This is a genomic window from Pseudomonas syringae (genome assembly GCF_023278085.1).
GTDB classification, from domain to species: domain Bacteria; phylum Pseudomonadota; class Gammaproteobacteria; order Pseudomonadales; family Pseudomonadaceae; genus Aquipseudomonas; species Aquipseudomonas syringae_Q.
This window is the reverse complement of the sequence record NZ_CP066265.1, coordinates 1228863-1248843: the sequence shown is the minus strand read 5'-3', so window position 1 is coordinate 1248843 and position 19981 is coordinate 1228863. Positions and strand designations below refer to the sequence as shown.

10 protein-coding genes are annotated in these 19981 nt (G+C 58.5%); 2 read left to right on the top strand and 8 right to left on the bottom strand.

The window, feature by feature from the left end; translation table 11 throughout:
- Nucleotides 1-7: 7 nt before the first annotated feature.
- From I9H07_RS05605 to I9H07_RS05580, 6 genes are all read right to left on the bottom strand, one after another.
- Nucleotides 8-4903, bottom strand: a complete 4896-nt coding sequence (locus tag I9H07_RS05605) for an NEL-type E3 ubiquitin ligase domain-containing protein (protein ID WP_236424900.1) — start codon at nucleotides 4901-4903, stop codon at nucleotides 8-10.
- Nucleotides 4904-5023: 120 nt separating this feature from the next.
- Nucleotides 5024-6145: a beta-ketoacyl-ACP synthase III gene (locus tag I9H07_RS05600; RefSeq protein ID WP_058824236.1), complete on the bottom strand. Its 1122-nt coding sequence runs from the start codon at nucleotides 6143-6145 to the stop codon at nucleotides 5024-5026.
- A gap of 241 nt (nucleotides 6146-6386) precedes the next feature.
- Nucleotides 6387-10298, bottom strand: a complete 3912-nt coding sequence (gene hrpA, locus I9H07_RS05595; RefSeq protein WP_236424902.1) for an ATP-dependent RNA helicase HrpA — start codon at nucleotides 10296-10298, stop codon at nucleotides 6387-6389.
- A gap of 836 nt (nucleotides 10299-11134) precedes the next feature.
- Nucleotides 11135-12510 (bottom strand): IS3 family transposase gene (locus tag I9H07_RS05590; protein ID WP_236425799.1). Its coding sequence is split into 2 segments (ribosomal slippage): nucleotides 11135-12039 and nucleotides 12039-12510, totalling 1377 coding nucleotides; the frame shifts between segments, so codons are not numbered across the junction.
- A 208-nt stretch (nucleotides 12511-12718) separates the two neighbouring features.
- Nucleotides 12719-14410 (bottom strand): long-chain-fatty-acid--CoA ligase FadD1, encoded by a 1692-nt coding sequence (gene fadD1, locus I9H07_RS05585; RefSeq protein WP_058392484.1) that lies wholly within the window; start codon nucleotides 14408-14410, stop codon nucleotides 12719-12721.
- Nucleotides 14411-14777: 367 nt separating this feature from the next.
- On the bottom strand, nucleotides 14778-16466 hold the full coding sequence (locus tag I9H07_RS05580) for a long-chain-fatty-acid--CoA ligase (protein WP_236425728.1): 1689 nt from the start codon (nucleotides 16464-16466) through the stop codon (nucleotides 14778-14780).
- Between the two features lie 403 nt (nucleotides 16467-16869).
- Here I9H07_RS05580 and I9H07_RS05575 point away from each other — a divergent pair, with 403 nt between their 5' ends.
- Both I9H07_RS05575 and I9H07_RS05570 read left to right on the top strand, forming a co-directional pair.
- Nucleotides 16870-17340, top strand: a complete 471-nt coding sequence (locus I9H07_RS05575) for a MaoC family dehydratase (protein ID WP_007248673.1) — start codon at nucleotides 16870-16872, stop codon at nucleotides 17338-17340.
- A gap of 168 nt (nucleotides 17341-17508) precedes the next feature.
- Nucleotides 17509-19122 (top strand): type III helper protein HopAK1, encoded by a 1614-nt coding sequence (locus I9H07_RS05570; protein WP_236427120.1) that lies wholly within the window; start codon nucleotides 17509-17511, stop codon nucleotides 19120-19122.
- 231 nt (nucleotides 19123-19353) lie between these two features.
- Here I9H07_RS05570 and I9H07_RS05565 read toward each other — a convergent pair whose 3' ends face one another.
- Both I9H07_RS05565 and I9H07_RS05560 read right to left on the bottom strand, forming a co-directional pair.
- Entirely contained in the window at nucleotides 19354-19509 is a 156-nt protein-coding gene (locus I9H07_RS05565; protein ID WP_032606656.1) for a hypothetical protein, read from the bottom strand.
- A gap of 88 nt (nucleotides 19510-19597) precedes the next feature.
- Complete coding sequence (locus tag I9H07_RS05560) at nucleotides 19598-19936, bottom strand: aspartate-semialdehyde dehydrogenase (protein WP_236425702.1); 339 nt, start codon at nucleotides 19934-19936, stop codon at nucleotides 19598-19600.
- Nucleotides 19937-19981: the final 45 nt, after the last annotated feature.

Here is a 19981-nt window from a genome sequence, read left to right as displayed (position 1 = left end):
ATATCCCTTATTGAGCCGTCATGTTCACCGCCTCCGCAATCTGCCTGGAAAGATTGATCGCGAATTCATTGATCGCCTGCTCACGCTCACGGGAGATCACGCCAATCTGCTCGAGGTACTGCTGATCGGATTGCTGGTCAGGCGGCAACTCATCCAGGGCCACCAGGCGCTGATTGAAAGGCTGCTTGACCGGCTCGAACTCCAGGGCGTAACGAATTTCCAGATAACTCATCCAGAACTCCCGGGCAATCATCGACTGGAAAAATTCAGGGGTGGTTTCGCGATCGATGATTTCGTTGTACGCCGCCTGCAAATCCGCTTCGTTCACCTTGGCAATAGCGCGGAACCACATGGTTCGCGGCTGTCCTGGCAGTTCAAGCCGCGCTTGCAGACCGATGCGGTAGGCCAAGCGTACTTCGGCCTCATCGACCCTTTCGCCGCTAGCCTGACGAAACGCAATATCGCGCAGGGCAATTTTCTCCACCTGGTCCAGCCGGTCCAGACTACGGGTCATCTTGAACAGCTTGCGTGGCTGCGCGGCCGCCGGCGTGGATGACATGATCGAGAAGATCTGGACGCGCACTTCCATGTCGCCAAACACCAATGCCAGTCCATCGCCACACGTCTGCGGGTGCGCGGCAAGATCGAAGAGCTGGGCACGCAGCTCGGCGTTTACCGACGCCGATTCGATCATCGACCAGACTCGCGCAATCAGCTCGTCGCGGTTACTTGAGAAGTCGGCAGAGTGCGTCAGATCGCTCAGCATCTGAAAAAAGTCCGCGGACCCGACACAGGCGCGCAGGTCTTGCCACAGCCTTATGCGGGTATTCACCTGCTCACGATTCAGGCCTGCAAGCCACGGTGCACTGTCAGGCCCGGCCTCGACTGGACGCAGGTTCTGGCTCACACTCCAGCGCGGTCGCTGCCTGCCTTCGCGAAACAGCCTGATGCGTTCCAGCGTAGGTGAATTCAGTGGATTGCCGTTCAGATGCAGGTGCAGGCGCGAGGAACTGAGGGAGCGCTCGATGTTATCGAGCTCATCGATGGATATTTCCGAGATGCGATTGTCACGCACATCAATACGAATCAGCTCGGACCGCAGCCAGTTCCACGCAGGCAATGCACTAATGCCGGTGCCGCGCAGAAACAACAGACGCAGCGAGTTCAGTGCAGTGATGGGGACGTCCTCGCCGAGCGAGCAAAAATTGAGGTCCAGAATTTCCAAGCGGTTCAGGTTCTGCAACGCCACGTTGGCAGACGCTGTCCAGATCAGCGGATTGTGGCTGATGGACAGCTCTGCAAGCTGAGGCATTTGCCCTATCGAGGTCGGCAAGGATCGCAGGTCATTGAAGTCCAGGCTCAGCGAACGCAGTCTATTGAAGTTTTTCAGCAATGTATTCGCTTGTGGATCGGTAAGCTGCATGGCGCGGGCTTTCAGCACCGCCACATGGTCGAAGTTGGCCGTGATATCTGGCAGTTCTCCGATACGCAGATTATCCAGATCGAGCGCATACCCTAAAAAGTTACCCTGAAAGTTTCGGCACTGAAAGCTCAAGCGTTTCCAGCAGTCGTGAATGCGCGTCGCGGCAACCTCCCTCGGCCTGCGCAACGAAGAAAAGGGCGTTTCCGCGACCCAGGTGTCCAGAGTAATTTGAAGCGTTCGCAATTCATCGGCGAGGCCGCTCAGTCTTTGCCGGACGAAAGTCGACAACTCCCGCGCCGGCCCGGTGTGTTCGGCGCGTAACGCGCTCAGGAAACCGGACACTTCTGCATCGGAAAAACCTGGGTAAAGACTTTTTACCGCAAGCTCCGGCGAGTGCCCGGACGCGCCAATGCCCAGACGACGAAAGAAACCTCGCAACCGTCCACTCAGCGGGTAGCCAATACGGCCATGGGGCAAGCGTTGCGGCCATTTGATACCGGGCTTGATCGGCTGCAATTGCAAGATGGAAGCCATGCGCTCACGTCGTTCGACTGCCGTATTGCGCAACAGACTGCGCAGTTGCTGCTCATCCGCGCCAGCAGGCAACTGAATGTCGAGCCGTACCTGTTCGGGAAGCGCCAGCAACAACGCCCTGAAGAACAGCTGATCGACTTCACCGAGCGATTCACCTGACGGCTCGAAGCACTGAACCCCCGCTTCGGTACTGACCAGCAGGCGGTGCGCTGCGGCCTCATCGCTGTCGAGACTGGCGATTTCGTCGCCCTCCAGCGAATCCTTCAGCAGATCGATCGAAACATCACCCCGCCAGCCTGGCACGTACTGCAGCATGCCCAGCCCCGCCGCCTGCGTGTCCAGATTGTCGGTTACCGCCCGATAGAAGCCTTCGTTGGCGCGGTTTATCCGCAGCTGCTGCTGGTACTCGCGGGCATGCTCGGCAAGTGTCAGAGGAATGCGTTTTTCCGTGGTCATTCGTGCTTTGTCTGCGTCGCTGGCCATGCCGATGAGTTCGAGCGCCACGCTGCTCGGCAAGCTGCCGAAGTCGCGCTGTATCAACTGGACATGCGAGTCGTCGCTACGACCTTTGAGCGCCTGTACGTCATCCAGCAGGTGCCCCACGTGCGTCTGGGCGTAATCGGCCAGATAGCGTTTGAAGCCCTGCAGTTGAACGGCTTTGTCGGCACTGTCGCTCCCGGTCAGACGAGTGACTTCGTCGGCCGGCAGACTTTCCAGCAACTGGCCGAGCACTTGACTGAGGTGCCCGGTCGGCCCTGCGACATGGGACGACAGCGTCATCTGCGACCCCGTGTTCCAGGATTCCAGCAACGTCCCTTGTGCGTCGACCAGTAACAGGCCGCGGGTCTCATGCCAGCGCGGTGACGACACCAGCAGTTTCAACCACGGCTCGATATGAGAAACATGAACCTGCGACACATCATTGGCCTTAAGGGCTTCGATACAGACCTGCAGCTGCCGTTCTGTTTCAACGCGCTGAATGGCATCATTCAGCAAGGCAGGAGGCTGGAGGTTCTCGACGTGTATCTGGCGTAGCAAAGCCTCGTGGGTGCCGGTAATGCGCAGGACTTTCTGAATGTCCTCTTCCGGGAGCGCATTACACGTCGGGTTCAGGCGTTTGAATGCCGTTACCTCGTCCCAGCCCATGGGGTTTTCCCACTCATGGCGCCACGCACCGGCACCGTTGTGCTTGAGCCTCGGCGCGTACGAACGCTCATTCACCGGGTGCCTGACGCGCCAGTCGAGGCCGGACGCATCAGACTCGACGCGATACAGCTTGCCGTCCAGTGGCAGCCAGGTCTTGCCATCGTGCTCATAAAGCCCAAGAGCGTTGCTGCTCAGATTCTCGGGCAACACGATCGCATGGGCATAGGCATCGATGCTCGGCTTGCCGAGACGCACGGCGCCATCGACACGCCTTTGCACCAGACTTTCGATGAACATCGAGGGCTGCAGTCCGCTCACCGCGCCCACCACGCTGCCTACCGCCAGCATCTGTGCAACGTTTTCGCCGATGTTATAGACATGTTGCATGGCGTCTTCGACTTCATCGTGCTTCCAGTCTTCGTAAGCGACGAACGCTTCGCTGGCCAGCTGATAGAGGGCGACCACGGACATGATTTCACCCAGCACCGGCACAAAGAACCCGGCCACGTTGAGCAGGTTCATGCCATTGTTTTCAAGGCTTTCGATCAGTGCATCGTGAGCCTGCCGGTCCACCTGAGCGGAAGGCACCGCGATTGCCTTTGAGTCGTCATAGGTTTTGGCCAGCAAATGGTCGTAAAGCAGCTCGAATGGCGGTTTCGAGAATGGCTGTGCCTGCACGACCAGGTCGGCGTCGGGGTCCAGCTTGCGATCCCCGGCGGGATACAGCCGCGCGTCCAGTTTGGTAAAAAATGCCGGTACCTGGCCGAGGCTGACGAAACGGCTGAAATAGCGTCGATAGTGTTCGCCGCCCAAGGCCGTCACCAGCCAGGCGTTGAAGGCTCGCAGCGACGCGAACTGCTTGATCGGATGCGAAGGCTCGGAAGGCAGGTAGACCAGGCAAGGACCGTCATCGGGCTTGGCGCCGTCCTGCTGTATCAGCAAAGCACCCTGTAACAGCGAGCCTGGAAACGTGTAGGTGTCGAGCATGTGCAACTGGCAATAGCGCACGCCCTTGCCATCCCAGCGGGGCTGGTCAACGGACTTCACCATATCCAGCAGTGTCTGGTACGCCGCGTCAGTGATATCGCCTTTCATCACGGCGATATGCGCAAGCACCTCTACGGCAGCCCGTTCGCTGTCCATGAACGCGCTGGCAACCGCTTGCGCAGCTGGGCCTGGCGGCTTGAACACACTGTCCAGATGGGTCTGATACTGGCGACCCAGATCCAGCTCATGGCAAAAATCAGCGAACTGCTCGAGATCGATCGCCTGACGGTCCCGGTATTCCACCTTGTAGCGGCGCTGGGCGCTGTCGATCAGCCAGTAACGCAAGCCACCTGTACGCACGATTGCCGAGTAGGGATCGAAGCGGCTTCTGTTGCTGGGAGCGAAGTTCTGCAAGGCCGCCTGAAGCAAGGTCTGCTCGAGCGGGGCCGGGTTCCAGGTTTTGTCGTAGCGCCAGGTCATCAGTTGAAAGGCTTCAACGTCGAGGTCGAGTTTGAAACGTTCGACAAACGCTTTCGACAGCAAAGGCGCTGCAAACTGCTGCGCCGATAACAGACGGTTGCGCACAGGCTCCAGCGCCTGCGCGTAACGGCGCGCGCCTTGCTGGCTGGCATGCAGCGCCTGGCGCAGTGCCGTGGGCGCACCCACATACCAGACTGGCAAGTTGAGCCTGATGAATTCGGTGTTGGCGTGCTCCGCTTCGAACGGCGCCGCGTCCTGCGGTGGAGGCGTTACAGAGGCGTGTGCAACGGACGATTCTATTGTTTCAAAGGGTTTGTATCTGAGGGTGAACATGGTCGATACCGCTAATGGCTTTGTGAATAGCCAATACGATAAAGACCCAACGGCCTGCACATGACATAACGGGATATGACAGGTAGCGCCCGTCTCAAAAGCGCTACCCGTCGGACGTGATCAGCGCTTGCGCAGAATCACGCTGCCAATCGAGTAACCGGCACCAAACGAACTGAGCACCGCCAGCGCGCCTTTGGGCAGATCATCCTGATACGTGTGAAACGCAATGACCGAACCGGCCGAGCTGGTATTGCCGTAGGTGTCGAGAATCACCGGCGCTTCTTCGACTGTGGCATCACGCCCCAGCAGCTTCTTGGTAATCAAGTGGTTCATGCTCAGGTTGGCCTGGTGCAACCAGAAACGCTGCACGTCACTGATGTTGATGCCGTTATCCTGCAAATGCGCGCTGACCAGTTCGGCCACCATCGGGCACACCTCGCGGAACACCTTGCGCCCTTCCTGCACGAACAGCTTGTCCGGTGCATGCTGGCCTTGATCCGAGGTGCGATTGAGAAAGCCGAAGTTGTTGCGGATGTTGTTCGAGAATTTGGTCAGCAAACGGGTGCTGACGATATCGAATTGATGAGGCGAGGTGGCGAGGTCTGCCCGCTCGACCACCACGGCGGTCGCGCCATCACCGAAAATGAAATGGCTGTCGCGATCACGAAAATTCAGATGCGCGGTGCAGATCTCTGGACTGATCACCAGCAACGCACGCGCCTGGCCGAGCTGCACGCTGTTGCAGGCCGTCTGAATACCGAAAGTGGCCGAAGAACAGGCCACGTTCATGTCGAAACCGTAGCCTGCAATACCCAGCGCTTCCTGAATCTCGATAGAGATCGCCGGATAGGCCCGTTGCAGGTTGGAGCAGGCCACGATCACACCGTCGATGTCTGCGGCCGTCTTGCCAGCGCGCTGCAACGCCTGTTCGGCGGCGGCAACCCCCATCTGGCAGAGGATCGACCATTCGTCATTGCTGCGTTCCGGCAGGTTGGGCTTCATGCGCTGCGGATCGAGAATGCCCTCCTTGTCCATGACGAAGCGGCTTTTGATACCCGAAGCCTTTTCGATGAACGCGGCGCTGGACTCGCTGAGCGCTTGCACTTCGCCGCGCTCGATGGCGGCTGCGTTCTCGCTGTTGAACTGTGCAACCCAGGCATTGAAAGACTGCACCAGCTCTTCGTTGGAGATGCTGTTGGCCGGGGTAAACAGGCCTGTGCCGCTGATGACGACGTTGTGCACGGTCGTTCCTCTCTTATTGAGTTGCAGGTAATGACCTGCTCAGGCACGGCAACTGAAGGCCCACTGCTTTTTGGGACCCGCGTACCAGTGCGACTGTAAAAGCTGCCCGCAACCGGGAGCAGCATTTCATGACACGGTGAAGACAGGCGCGGAGTGTGCCACAGAGCCCGGTTTTGGCGCTATCTGGCCAATGAATATAGGCACGATAGACGCCATTTACTTCGCGGCGTGAAGCAGCGGATCAGCTCTCCACCTGACTCCACTGCTTGCTCAACCGTTTGTCCGACACCGGCATTTTTGTACCCAGTTGCTGGGCGAACAGCGAGACGCGGTACTCCTCCATCCACCAGCGGTACAACGCCAGTTCCGGATCGCGCTTGCCCTCTTGAGCGTGCTTGTCGGCGCGTGCCTGGTATTGCGTCCACAGACCTGCCAGCTCGATGCTCCACACCCGGTCCTTCTGCACCTGACCTGGCAGTTTTTCCAGGCGCATCTCGATGGCCTTCAGGTAGCGCGGCAGCTCCTTGAGCCAGACAGCCGGTGTTTCACGGACAAACCCGGGGTACACCAGCTTGCTCAGTTGCGCCTTGATATCGTTCAGTGCCACGGCCTGGGCCAGGTCGATCTTGCCCTTGAAGCGCTTTTGCAGACCGTGCCACAGCTTGAGGATTTCCAGGGTCAGCTTTGCGAGCCGCTCGGCATGTTCGGTCCAGTCGGCACGTTTGCGTTCGGCCAGTGACAGCAAGCCTGCGCCATCACGCGGCAGTTCGGCCTCACCTTCCAGCACGCAACTGTCGAGACTGGCCAGCAGGATGTCTTCGACCAGTGCATCGATGCGCCCCAGTTCGCGATGCAGCAAGGCCAGTTCAGTCTGGCCCGGCAATTTGTTGCGCAGAAACTTGGCGGGTTCGGCCAACTGCTGCAACAGCAAACGCTGCAAGGCGCGGCGATGCTGATACTCGGCCTCGGCCTGGGTCGAGAACCGGCCTTCCTTGACCGCTCCACCTTCTTCGACCAGCGCCGGGTAAACCGTCATCGACAGCCCGGCGATGTTCTGCTGAGTCTTCTGCGCCACCGGGGCGAAGACCCTGGCTTCCACCGGCTGCTGGTGTTTCGCGCTTTGCGGCACCGCCAGCGCCGCCTGACTCGCTTCAGCGAAACGCGCTGTCAGCTCAGCCAGATCACGCCCTTCACCGAGAAATTTGCCGTTACCGTCAACGATTTCCAGGTTCATCTTCAAGTGGCCTTCCAGCTGCTGCGCAGCCTCAGCCCAGGCTTCGTCGCTGACCCGCGCGCCGGTCATGCGCAGCAACTCACGGCCCAGCGCCTGCGGCAGCGAACCGTCACCGAACGTGATGCGTTGCAGGGCCGCCTTGATGAAGTCCGGAACTGGCACGAAATTCTTGCGCACCGCCTTGGGCAGGTTGCGAACCAGCGCAATACATTTGGTTTCCAGCAAACCTGGCACCAGCCATTCAAGACGCTCGGCAGGCAACGACAACAGCAAGGGCGCTGGCACCCGCAAGGTCACGCCATCGCGCGGGTGATTGGGCTCGAAGTGATAGCTCAGCGACAGGCTCAAATCGCCCAGACTCAAGGTGTCCGGATACTGCGCGGCAGTCACTTCACTGGCTTCGCGGGCCAGCACGTCCTCTTCGCGCATGATCAGCAACTGCGGGTTCTTCTGGCTTTCGTTCTTGTACCAGCTGTCGAAGGTAGCCGTCTGGTGAATCTCAGCCGGAATCCGCGCTTCATAGAAGCTGTACAGGGTGTCTTCGTCAGCCAGAATATCGCGCCGTCGAGCCTTGGCTTCCAGCTCGTCGAGCTGCTCAAGCAGGCGCGTATTGGCGCTCAGGCATTTGGCCCGGGACAGGATGTCGCCGCGTACCAGCCCTTCACGGATGAACAGCTCGCGCGACACCACCGGATCGATGGGCCCGTAATGCACCGGGCGACGGCCGACCACGATCAGGCCGAACAGGGTGATCTGCTCGAACGCAACCACCTGCCCGCGCTTCTTCTCCCAGTGCGGCTCGAAATGGTTCTTCTTGATCAGGTGCCCGGCCAGCGGCTCGATCCAGTCCGAATCGATCTTCGCGACCATGCGTGCATACAGCTTGGTGGTTTCCACCAGTTCGGCAGCCATCAGCCACTGCGGACGCTTCTTGCCCAGCCCGGAAGACGGGTGAATCCAGAAGCGTCGTTGCCGCGCCCCAAGGTAGTCGCCCTCGTCGGCCTTTTGCCCGATCTGGCTCAGCAGACCCGACAGAATGGCTTTGTGGAATTTCGGGAAATCGGCCGGTTCCTTGTTGACCGTCAGTTGCAGGTCGCGACAGATCAGGCTCAGTTGCCGATGGGAATCACGCCATTCGCGCAGGCGCAGGTAATTCAGAAAGTTGCGTCGGCACCAGTTGCGCAACGGGCTGGCCGTCAGCGCCTGGCGCTGTTCTTCGAAGCCGCGCCACAGATTGACCAGCCCGGCGAAGTCCGAGTCGGCGTCTTTCCATTGCGCGTGAGCCTGATCGGCAGCCTGCTGGCGCTCGGGTGGCCGCTCGCGCACGTCCTGCACGGACATGGCGCTGGCGACAATCAGCACTTCTTGCAGGCTGCCCTGCTTCGCGGCTTCCAGCAGCATGCGCCCCATGCGCGGGTCCACCGGCAAACGCGCCAGTTGGCGGCCCAGCGGGGTCAGCTGATTCTCGCGGTTGACCGCCGACAGCTCCTGCAACAGGTTGAAACCGTCGCTGATCGCCTTGCCGTCTGGCGGCTCGATGAACGGGAAATCAGTGATTTCGCCGAGCCGCAGGTGCAGCATCTGCAGGATCACCGCCGCCAGGTTGGTGCGCAGAATCTCGGGATCGGTAAATTCGGGCCGACCGTTGAAATCCTCTTCGCTGTACAGGCGCACGCAAAGCCCCGGCTCGACACGCCCGCAACGGCCTTTACGCTGGTTGGCGCTGGCCTGGGAAACCGCTTCGATCGGCAAGCGCTGAACCTTGGCGCGGTAGCTGTAGCGACTGATGCGCGCCGTGCCGGTATCGATCACGTAGCGGATGCCCGGCACGGTCAGCGAGGTTTCGGCGACGTTGGTGGCCAGCACCACACGACGGCCGGGATGCGACTGAAAGATGCGCTGCTGTTCGGCGGGCGAAAGGCGCGCGTACAGGGGCAGAATCTCGGTGTGTCTGAGCTGGGCCTTGCGCAGCATTTCGGCCGCATCGCGAATCTCGCGCTCGCCGGGCAGGAACACCAGTACATCGCCGGGGCTCTTGCGCTCGCTGCGTTCGAACGCTGCCAACTCATCCAGCGTGGCCAGAATCGCCTGATCGACAGTCAGGTCGTCTTCGACGCTGTTGCCCTCTTCGTCCTGCTCGCTGGTCAGCGGGCGATACCAGACGTCGACAGGGAAGGTGCGGCCAGACACCTCGATCACCGGCGCATCGTTGAAGTGCTCGGAAAAGCGCTGCAGGTCGATGGTGGCCGAGGTGATGATGACCTTGAGGTCCGGGCGACGCGGCAGCAGCGTCTTCAGGTAGCCCAGCAGGAAGTCGATGTTCAGGCTGCGTTCGTGGGCTTCGTCGACGATGATCGTGTCGTAGCGCTCAAGAAAGCGGTCATGCTGGGTTTCGGCCAGCAAAATACCGTCGGTCATCAGCTTGATCAGGGTATTGCTGTCGCTTTGATCTTCGAAACGCACCTGGTAACCGACCAGCGCCCCCAGCGGCGTGCCGATCTCATCGGCGACCCGGCTGGCCACGCTGCGAGCGGCGATCCGGCGCGGCTGGGTATGCCCGATCAGACCATGCTGACCGCGACCGATTTCCAGGCAGATCTTGGGTAACTGGGTGGTTTTGCCCGAGCCGGTTTCGCCGGCAATGATCAGCACCTGATGCTTGAGCAACGCCTCTTTGATTTCATCACGCTTGGCGGCGATGGGCAGATTGTCGTCATAACGAATCGCCGGCACGCTTTCGCGCCGCGCCGTCACCTGCGCGCACGACGCCTGAACCCGAGCCACCCACTGCGCCAGCTTCGCCTCGTCGGGCTTCTTGCGCACCTCGTGCAACTGGCGGCGCAGACGATGGCGTTCGCTGATCATCGCTTGGTCGAGGTTTTTCAGGAGTTGGTCGATAGAGGGCGATTCGTCGGTCATCAGGCGCGCAGGGTCTTTTTTCAAATGGCAGGTGCGGATTGTCGCAGATTGCGGTGGGTCGTGGGAGCGACCGTGCTTAATCGGTCGAGGTGGTATTACTTCAGCGGATGACTATCGTTCCCACGCTCCGCGTGGTAACGCATTTCTGGACGCTCTGCGTCCGATCCTGAATGCGCGGTGCAACGCAGACTTGTGACGCGGAGCGTCACGAAAGGCATTCCCACGCGGAGCGTTGGAACGATAATCATCGTGGTCCGAACCCCGATCCCCATGCTCATGACCATCGTTCCCACGCTCCGCGTGGTAACGCATTTCTGGACGCTCTGCGTCCGATCCTGAATGCCCGGTGCAACGCAGACTTGTGACGCGGAGCGTCACGAAAGGCATTCCTACGCGGAGCGTTGGAACGATAATCAACGTGGCCCGAACCCCGATTCCCGTGCTCATGACCATCGTTCCCACGCTCCGCGTGGTAATGCATTTCTGGACGCTCTGCGTCCGATCCTGAATGCGCGGTGCAACGCAGACTTGTGACGCGGAGCGTCACGAAAGGCATCCCTGTGCGGAGCGCTGGAACGATAATCAACGTGGCCCGAGCCCCGATCCCCATGCTCATGACCATCGTTCCCACGCTCCGCGTGGTAATGCATTTCTGGACGCTCTGCGTCCGATCCTGAATGCGCGGCGCAACGCAGACTTGTGACGCGGAGCGTCACGAAAGGCATTCCTACGCGGAGCGTTGGAACGATAATGAACGTGGCCCGAGCCCCGATCCCCATGCTCATGACCATCGTTCCCACGCTCTGGTATGACCCCCGAAGGTTGGACGATTATCTCTACGCTGCCTGAGCGGCCTGCATTCTGTATTCCACAGGGCTCAGGCCGTTAAGTTTCAGTTTGATGCGTGAGTGATTGTAATACTCAATGTACTCGTCGATGCCGGCATGAAGCTCATCCAGATCGTTAAATTTGTTCAGATAGAAAAACTCGGACTTCAGCGTGCCAAAAAAACTTTCCATAGCCGCGTTGTCGTAGCAGTTGCCCTTGCGCGACATGCTGCATGTGATCGAATGCTCATTGAGTAATCGTTGGTAAACAGGCATCCGATATTGCCAGCCCTGGTCTGAGTGCAAAATAGGCTTTTCATGCGGCTCAAGCTTCTTGAACGCTCCTTCAAGCATTTCGTCGACCATGGAGTACAGCGGGCGCCTGGCGATTGCATAGGAAATGATTTCGCCGTTGTACAGATCCATGATGGGCGACAGATAGAGCTTCTGGCCTCCCACTTTGAACTCGGTCACGTCCGTGGCCCATTTTTCATTAAGGTGTTGGGCCTTGAAATCACGCTTGAGAATGTTGGGCGCAGCCTTGCCTACTTCGCCCTTGTAAGAACGGTATTTCTTCACACGCACCAGGCTCTTCAGGCCTAGCTGCCCCATCAGTTTCTGCACCGTCTTGTGGTTCACAAGATGGCCTGCGCGCCGCAACGCTGCCGTGATACGACGATAGCCATACCGGCCTTTATGCTCGTAGAAAGCTGTCTGAATCAGGTCTTTGAGCCCGGCGTACTTATCGCCCGCTTGCAGTACCTTTTGTTGATAGTAAAAAGTGCTGCGCGCCAGACCGGCAAGCTTCAGCAGGCCATCCAGAGAATGCCCCAGTCTCAGTTCGGTTACGATTTGCGCTTTTTCTGTTGCGCTATTCGTTGCTTCTTCTGAGCCAAGGCATCGAGCTTTTTTAGATAGTCGACCTCCATCCGCAGTTGCTTCACCTCGGCAAGCAACTCGTCACGCGAGCGCGATTCATCGTCGATTGAGGGGGCGTTCACAGGGGGAAGTGCAGTCGTCATCTTTCTTGGGCGTCCGGCTTTTGTGGGTGGCTTGGAGGAGGCATCAAAGGCTCCCTCTTCATAATAGCGCTGCCATAGACCGATGATGCCGAACTGACGGATATCGAACAAGGCCGCTGTCTGGCGCAGAGATAAACGCTCATCATGCATGCGCTTCAAAACAGTCAGCTTGAACTCGTCACTGTAGCGCTGGCGTTTTTTCTCTTGCAGGCCCGCTACGCCATGAATCTGATAGGCCGCAACCCACTGCCTAAGACAGGAAAAATCCACATCGTGGCGATGTGCAACATCCCTCAAACCGGCCTTGCCGGCACAATATTCCTGCACGGCCGCGAGTTTTGCCTGTTCTGTATATCTACCCATGATGCCTCCAAAGGTTGTATCCAACCTTCGGGGGTCATACCACTCCGCGTGGTAATGCATTTCTGGACGCTCTGCGTCCGATCCTGAATGCGCGGTGCAACGCAGACTTGTGACGCGGAGCGTCACGAAAGGCATTCCTGCGCGGAGCGTTGGAACGATAATCAACGCAGAGCACTGACATGAGAGTCGTGTTGGCTTATGTAGCGCTCTACTTCTTCACACCCAGCTTTTTCATTTCCTCATCACGCAACTCGCGACGCAGGATCTTGCCGACATTGGTGGTGGGCAGGACGTCGCGGAACTCAACGCTGCGCGGGACCTTGTAGCCGGTCAGGTTGGCGCGCATGTGCTCCATGACTTTCTCTTTGGTGAGCGTCACGCCCGGCTTGGCGACGACGAAGACCTTGATGCTCTCGCCGGACTTCTCATCCGGCACGCCGATCGCGGCGCATTGCAGTACGCCGGGCAGCGTGGCGAGTACATCTTCCAGTTCGTTGGGGTAGACGTTGAATCCGGAGATCAGAATCATGTCCTTCTTGCGGTCGACAATCCGGATGTAGCCATCTGGCTGGATGATCGCGATGTCGCCGGTCTTGAGCCAGCCTTCGGCATCCAGCATTTCGTCAGTGGCGTCCTGGCGCTGCCAGTAGCCTTTCATGACCTGCGGACCTTTGACGCACAGCTCGCCGCGCTCACCGAACGCAACCTCGTTGCCCGCATCATCGATGACTTTGCACAGGGTCGAAGGCACCGGAATGCCGATGGTGCCCATCTGAATGTTCTGGATTGGATTGACCGTCGCCACCGGGCTGGTCTCGGTCATGCCGTAGCCTTCGCAGATCGGGCAGTCGGTGACCTGCTTCCAGCGCTCGGCAGCGGCCTGTTGCAAGGCCATGCCGCCGGACAGCGTGACTTTCAGCGCTGAAAAATCAAGATTGCGGAAGCCCTCGTTGTTGCACAACGCCACGAACAGCGTATTGAGACCGACAAAGCCGCTGAACTTCCATTTCGACAGTTCCTTGACCATCGCCGGCAGGTCACGCGGGTTACTGATCAGGACGTTGTGGTTGCCGAGCAACATCATCGCCATGCAGTGATAGGTGAAGGCGTAGATGTGATACAGCGGCAGCGGCGTGATGAGGATTTCGCACCCTTCATTGAGGTTGGAAGCCATCAGCGCCCGGCACTGGAGCATGTTGGCGATCAGGTTGCGGTGGGTCAGCATTGCCCCTTTCGCAACCCCGGTAGTGCCGCCGGTGTATTGCAGCACAGCAACATCTGCGGCAACGGGCACGACCTCGGTAACCGGCTGGCCGCGACCCTTGGCAAGGATGTCGTTGAACCTGATGGCCTGCGGCAAGTGGTAGGCCGGAACCATTTTCTTCACGTACTTGATGACACTGTTGACCAGCAGGCGCTTGAACGGCGACAGGATGTCGGCCACTTCGGTGATGATCACTGTCTTGATCTGGGTCTTGGGCACGACCTTTTCGGCCAGATGCGCCATGTTGGCAAGACACACCAGCGCCTTGGCGCCGGAGTCGTTGAACTGGTGTTCCATTTCCCGCGCGGTGTACAGCGGGTTGGTGTTGACCACGATCAAGCCAGCGCGAATGGCACCAAAAACGGCGATCGGGTACTGCAACAGGTTGGGCAGCTGCACGGCGATACGATCACCCGGCTGCAGGTCGGTGTATTGCTGGATCCAGGCCGCGAACGCGCCGGACAGCTCATACAACTCGCCATAAGTGATGGTCTTGCCCAGATTGCTGAATGCCGGTTTATCGGCGAAACGCTCGCAGGACTGCTTAAGGACCGCCTGGACGTTGGGGTACTCATCGGGATTGATATCGACGGGGATACCGGACGGGTACTTATCCTTCCAGAAGTTTTCAATCATTCAGCCGGCTCCATAGCGATAGCGAATTCTTCACATCGCTTGAAGCGATGATTTTCTTGTGTTTGGAATTATGCAGTAGACGCTTTTTCCGCTTCATGACTGATCAAAAAGCGCGCCGAGAGTAGCAGCTTTGCCAAAGGCCGCCTAGAGGCAAAGGAGGCCTTGGCGGTCACTAAAATGACTTAAGCCAAGGCATCAGTCACTTTTAAGGCGAGCCTCTCATTTCGACCCGACACGCCGAAAACACTGATCCAGAGGGGTTGAGATGAAGTGGGGGCATTTTACCAAGAGATCTGACCCCGTTTGCAACGTACTGCATCAGGGCCAGAGGTGTACGTGGGTAAACAAATAGAGACGATTCCTGCGCTCAGGCGATATCGCGAAGCTCCCGGCGCAGAATTTTGCCTACCGGCGTCATCGGCAATGAATCACGCAGCTCGATATGCTTGGGCACCTTGTACGCCGTGAAGTTTTCTTTGCAGAACGCCTTGAGTTCCTCTGTGCTGACCCCCGCCTCTCGCGGCACCACGAACAGCTTGACGGCTTCTCCGGTGCGCTCGTCCGGCACGCCGATACAGGCGCAGTTGGCGACTTTCGGGTGCGCCATGACCACGTCTTCGATTTCGTTGGGGTAGACGTTGAAACCGGACACGATGATCAGGTCTTTCTTGCGATCGACGATACTGACGAATCCGTCGGCACCTATCACCGCGATATCTCCGGTCTTGAACCAGCCCTCGGCGTCCATGGATTCGGACGTGGCGTCAGGTCGGTTCCAGTAACCTTTCATGACCTGCGGTCCTTTGATGCACAACTCGCCGCGCTCGCCGAACGCCAGCTCGGCGCCCTCGTCATCAATGACTTTCATCGCCGTGCCAGGCACCGGAATACCCACCGTCCCCAGACGCGCCAGCGATCCATACGGGTTGGCGCTGGCGACAGGCGACGTTTCGGTCAGGCCATAGCCCTCGACAATCGTGCAGCCGGTGATCTGTGCCCAGCGCTCGGCCGTGGCCTTGACCAGCGCGGTGCCACCTGAATTGGTGCTCTTCAATGCGGAGAAATCCAGATTCTTGAATTCCGGGTGGTTCATCAACGCGACGAACAGGGTGTTGAGACCGATCATGGCGGTGAGCTTCCATTTCCCGAGTTCCTTGATGAAGCCACCGATATCACGCGGGTTGGTGATCAGAATGTTGTGGTTGCCGCCCATCATCATGCACATGCAATGCCCGGTGAATGCATAGATATGGTAGAGCGGCAGCGGCGCGATCATCACCTCGACACCCTCTTCAAACGCTCGTCCGCCATCAGGAAGTTGCTGGCGCATGCAGGCATAGACTTGCTGCATGTTGGCGACCAGATTGCCGTGGGTCAGCATTGCGCCTTTGGCCAGCCCGGTGGTGCCACCGGTGTATTGCAATACCGCGACGTCATCCAGCCCCTGCGCTACCGCCTGAACCCGGCTTTCCCGTCCGATGCGCAACGCGCGCTTGAAACCAACGGCCTGGGGCAGTTGATAGTCAGGCACCAACTTCTTGACCTTGTCGACGATGGTGTTGACCAGCCAGCCCTTGGCTGCCGACTGCATGTCACCCATTTTCACTTCGATCAGGTATTCAATGGCCGTGTCCGGAAGCACTTCCTGCACCAGCTTGCCGAACAGGTTGAGGTAGACCAGCGCCTTGGCCCCCGAATCCTGAAATTGATGGCGCATCTCGCGTGCGGTGTACAGCGGGTTGGTGTTGACGACGATCAGACCGGCGCGCATCGCACCGAACACAGCGATCGGGTATTGCAACAGGTTGGGCATCTGTACAGCAATGCGGTCGCCAGGCACCAGCCCTGTGTGCTGTTGCAGATACCCGGCAAATGCAAGCGACTGACGCTCGAGTTCAGCATAAGTCAGGGTCACGCCCATATTGCTGAACGCGGGGCGGTCCGCGAACTTTTTACAGCAGCGATCAAATACGTCGATGACCGATTGATAGGCCCGCAGATCCACATCCGAGTCGACGCCGGCCGGGCGTTTGTCATTCCAGAAATCAGCTTGCATTATTTTTATCCTTTTCCCTGCTTATGCCTGGCCCGACGTTAGCAGTTAAAGCGCATCAGGCAAATCGTCACCTGAGTGTCATCAGCGGCATGAATCACGCCTGCGTTCAGACTGCCATCCGCTGCCCGCTATACACTGCCTTGCCGACACGCAAGCGCGACCGGCAACTGGCCACGCGCAAGCGCTGAAACAGCCGTATTCAGGCGCCTGCCGCTATTTATTCATCCCGATGTGATCTGGCGGGCGCCAGCAAACGTCTGAATGATCTTGTCGGCGTATTGGCGGCAACGGGTCATCAAGTGTTACAAATCAGGGCCTATCCACAGGCGCGACCCAAGGGCGCGGCTACACAGGGCTGAACCAAGCGGCCCGCTTAATCCATATTCATTGTCAGGACAGCCACATGACTCAAGTCACCAACACGCCTTACGAAGCCCTTGAGGTTGGTCAGACCGCCAGCTACAGCAAAAAAGTGGAAGAGCGTGACATCCAGTTGTTCGCCGCAATGTCCGGTGACCACAACCCGGTCCATCTGGATGCCGAATACGCGGCCAAGACCATGTTCAAGGAGCGTATCGCCCATGGCATGTTCAGTGGCGCGCTGATCAGCGCGGCCGTCGCGTGCGAGTTGCCTGGCCCTGGCACCATTTATATCGGTCAGCAGATGACCTTCCAGAAACCCGTGAAACTGGGTGACACCCTGACTGTGCGTCTGGAAATTCTGGAAAAGCTGCCTAAATTTCGCGTGCGTATCGCCACTCGTGTGTTCAACCAGAACGATGAGCTGGTGGTAGACGGCGAAGCCGAGATTCTCGCCCCGCGCAAACAGCAGACCGTCGACCTGACCGTGCTGCCTGAGATCACCTTCGGCTGATACCGAAAACGGGCGCCCAGACACCTGCGCCCGCCCCCCGCTTCTGGCCTGAACGCAAATTCATGATGCACCCCGGAACTCTTTTCCCGCGCCTTCCACTCAGGGAACAAGCAGGACTTTATATCCGGGATCACGAATTGTTCATTCCCACAGGCGGGGAAATCAGCCATGAATACGATCAACAGAAACTATTACCCCGTCTCCGGACTGTCGACCCAAGGTGTCAATCCAGAGTCCGATAGCCTCCAGCAACCCGGCGTGACGTCGGGCCATGACAGCAAACTGATCGATTTCAGCCCGCCACAACAGGCAACGGGCCTGCAATCATCGCTGAACGGTCTTGGCTCACGGGCGCAGACACCCACTACCAGCGCGTCTTCAGGCACTTCTGAAAATCCCGTTGCGCTGCTGCTGAACAAACTGGTGGAGGCGATCCGCAACATCCTCAAGGAGCTGTTTTCCGGCTCGTCGAGAAACCAGCAGAACGCTTCGACACCTCCCCCCGCGCAAACGCAACGCGAACAGGCACCGCCCGCCCCCCAATCGTCATCCACGACCCCGGCAGCGTCACCCTCATCGCCGTCAGTGGTCCAAGGCAAACCAGAAAAGCCGTTTGTGGTGCAGAACGATTACCCGATGGACAAGCCTGTCACGCTGCAGAAAAATACCGCAGCGACACCGCCTGAAACTTCGCTCTCTGTAGGTAAAACGCCAGATAAAACGCCTGACAAGCCCACCGCAACAGCGACGCCAGCCACCCATGATCCGCTGCCGCCAAAAGTTTCAACACCTGCCATAGACCCATCTGACGCTGCAGAAAAAGTAGCTAAACCCGCAACCCGCTCTGCCAACGGTGCTGGCGCGGACATGTCCGGCATGGTCGGTTTCGCCAAGCAGGCGAATACTACTGGCGGTAACAACGGCGAAGTTGTCACGGCCAACAGTGTTGCGGACCTCAAGAAGTACATGGAAGACGACACAGCCCGTACCGTCAAGCTGGGCGCTGATCTGTCTGCAGACAGTAAAGTGACCATTAACTTCGGCGCCAATAAAACCCTGTTGGGCACCGACAAGGGCAACAGCCTGCACAACATTTATCTGGCCAGTGGCAAAACCGCCAGCAACGACATTTTCCAGAACCTGAATTTCACCCACGACAGCCGTTACCGTGAAAACGGTGACATGCAGATGTTCATCAGCAGCGGCCAGAAATACTGGATCGACCACAATACCTATACCGGCACCAAGGATCAGAACCCCAAGGGGCTGGACAAACTGCTCTATGTGGGCGGGACGGCAGATAACGTCAGCCTGACCAATTCGAAATTCCAGAACAACGAATACGGCGTTATTCTCGGCCAGCCCGATGACTCCCCTGCCGCCAAGGCCGCCTATGCGGGCTACCCGCGGATGACCATCGCCAACAACGTTTTCAGCAACCTTGATGTACGGGCACCTGGCCTGATGCGTCATGGGGATTTCGACGTCTATAACAACACGATCGACAAGTTCCATCTCGGCTTCACCGCGACGGGGGATGCGAACATTCTGTCGCAGGCCAACTATTTCGGAAACGGTGTCGACACCTCTAACAAGGCCAGCAACACAGGCGTGCTGGACGACTACGGCGATGCCCATTTCAAGGACATCGGCAGCAATGTCACCTTCACGCAGAAATCACCTGTAACCGTCTGGACGCCGAGCTACCAGCGGGACATCAAGACGGCGGAACAAGCGAAGGCCTATGACCTGGCCAATGCTGGCGCCAAAACCGTGAAATGACGGCGCCTGGCAACCCACACAGCACCTGAGGCGCAGACGAAAAAAAGGGCGACCGAAGTCGCCCCAAGTGCCTTGCGTGCTCATTGTCAGCGCGTGCGGAGTTGCCCCTCGACGCTCTTTTTGATGAGCCGAGAATAAGCAAAGGCGTGCAGAGGCGAGTTGATCCAGATCAGCTATTGGTCCACCACAAAGCATGTGGAGCGCTGATCGGATCGAGGGTGCAGAGCTGGATCAGCCTTTCTTGGGCTTTTTTTTGGGCTTTTTCTTGCCCAGCGGCATCGCCTGCTCGAAGGCGTTGCGCACTTCATTGAGACGCTTGTCGTTCAGATCATGAACGCGCTTGGCGCGTTCGGCGCTCAGATCGATCAGTTTTTCGTCGTCGCTCATGGCTTGCGGTTCTCGGACACGGGAAATCAGCGCTAATAATGCTTAATCGCAGCGCCTGTGACCAGTGCAGAACCGGACGACCGGGCCATCAGATCTGAATGTCGACCCAAAGACCCTGACGCGGCTCGTCATCGATCAGAGGAACGACAGGTACGGTATTGTCGGCATTCAGCGAATCACCCGGAACCACCAGCCCCTGGTAATCCTCGGCCTCGTCATGGGCACGACCGTGATGCTGTTGCTGACGCTGCTGTTCTTCACGCAACAGCAACGCACTGCGTTCAGTATCCTCATTGTGCAAGTCGATGGAGGTCTCGCTGGAACTCTCTTGCACCGGCGCGACAGGCGGGATGTCCGGCACGCGTTTGGCCGGGTCCATCTGTGATGTCACGGGCACCACACTTAACGGAAGCATAGGTTGCAGCATGGTTGTTCTCCTCTTATCGGGGTTTCGGCTGTGCGCAGGGCAACT

Excerpts from the sequence above, each read along its gene's own strand:
- I9H07_RS05605 (WP_236424900.1), bottom strand. The coding sequence starts at position 4,903 with ATGTTCACCCTCAGATACAAACCCTTTGAAACAATAGAATCGTCCGTT.
- hrpA (WP_236424902.1), bottom strand. The coding sequence starts at position 10,298 with ATGACCGACGAATCGCCCTCTATCGACCAACTCCTGAAAAACCTCGAC.
- fadD1 (WP_058392484.1), bottom strand. The coding sequence starts at position 14,410 with ATGATTGAAAACTTCTGGAAGGATAAGTACCCGTCCGGTATCCCCGTC.
- I9H07_RS05580 (WP_236425728.1), bottom strand. The coding sequence starts at position 16,466 with ATGCAAGCTGATTTCTGGAATGACAAACGCCCGGCCGGCGTCGACTCG.
- I9H07_RS05575 (WP_007248673.1), top strand. The coding sequence starts at position 16,870 with ATGACTCAAGTCACCAACACGCCTTACGAAGCCCTTGAGGTTGGTCAG.
- I9H07_RS05570 (WP_236427120.1), top strand. The coding sequence starts at position 17,509 with ATGAATACGATCAACAGAAACTATTACCCCGTCTCCGGACTGTCGACC.
- I9H07_RS05565 (WP_032606656.1), bottom strand. The coding sequence starts at position 19,509 with ATGAGCGACGACGAAAAACTGATCGATCTGAGCGCCGAACGCGCCAAG.
- I9H07_RS05560 (WP_236425702.1), bottom strand. The coding sequence starts at position 19,936 with ATGCTGCAACCTATGCTTCCGTTAAGTGTGGTGCCCGTGACATCACAG.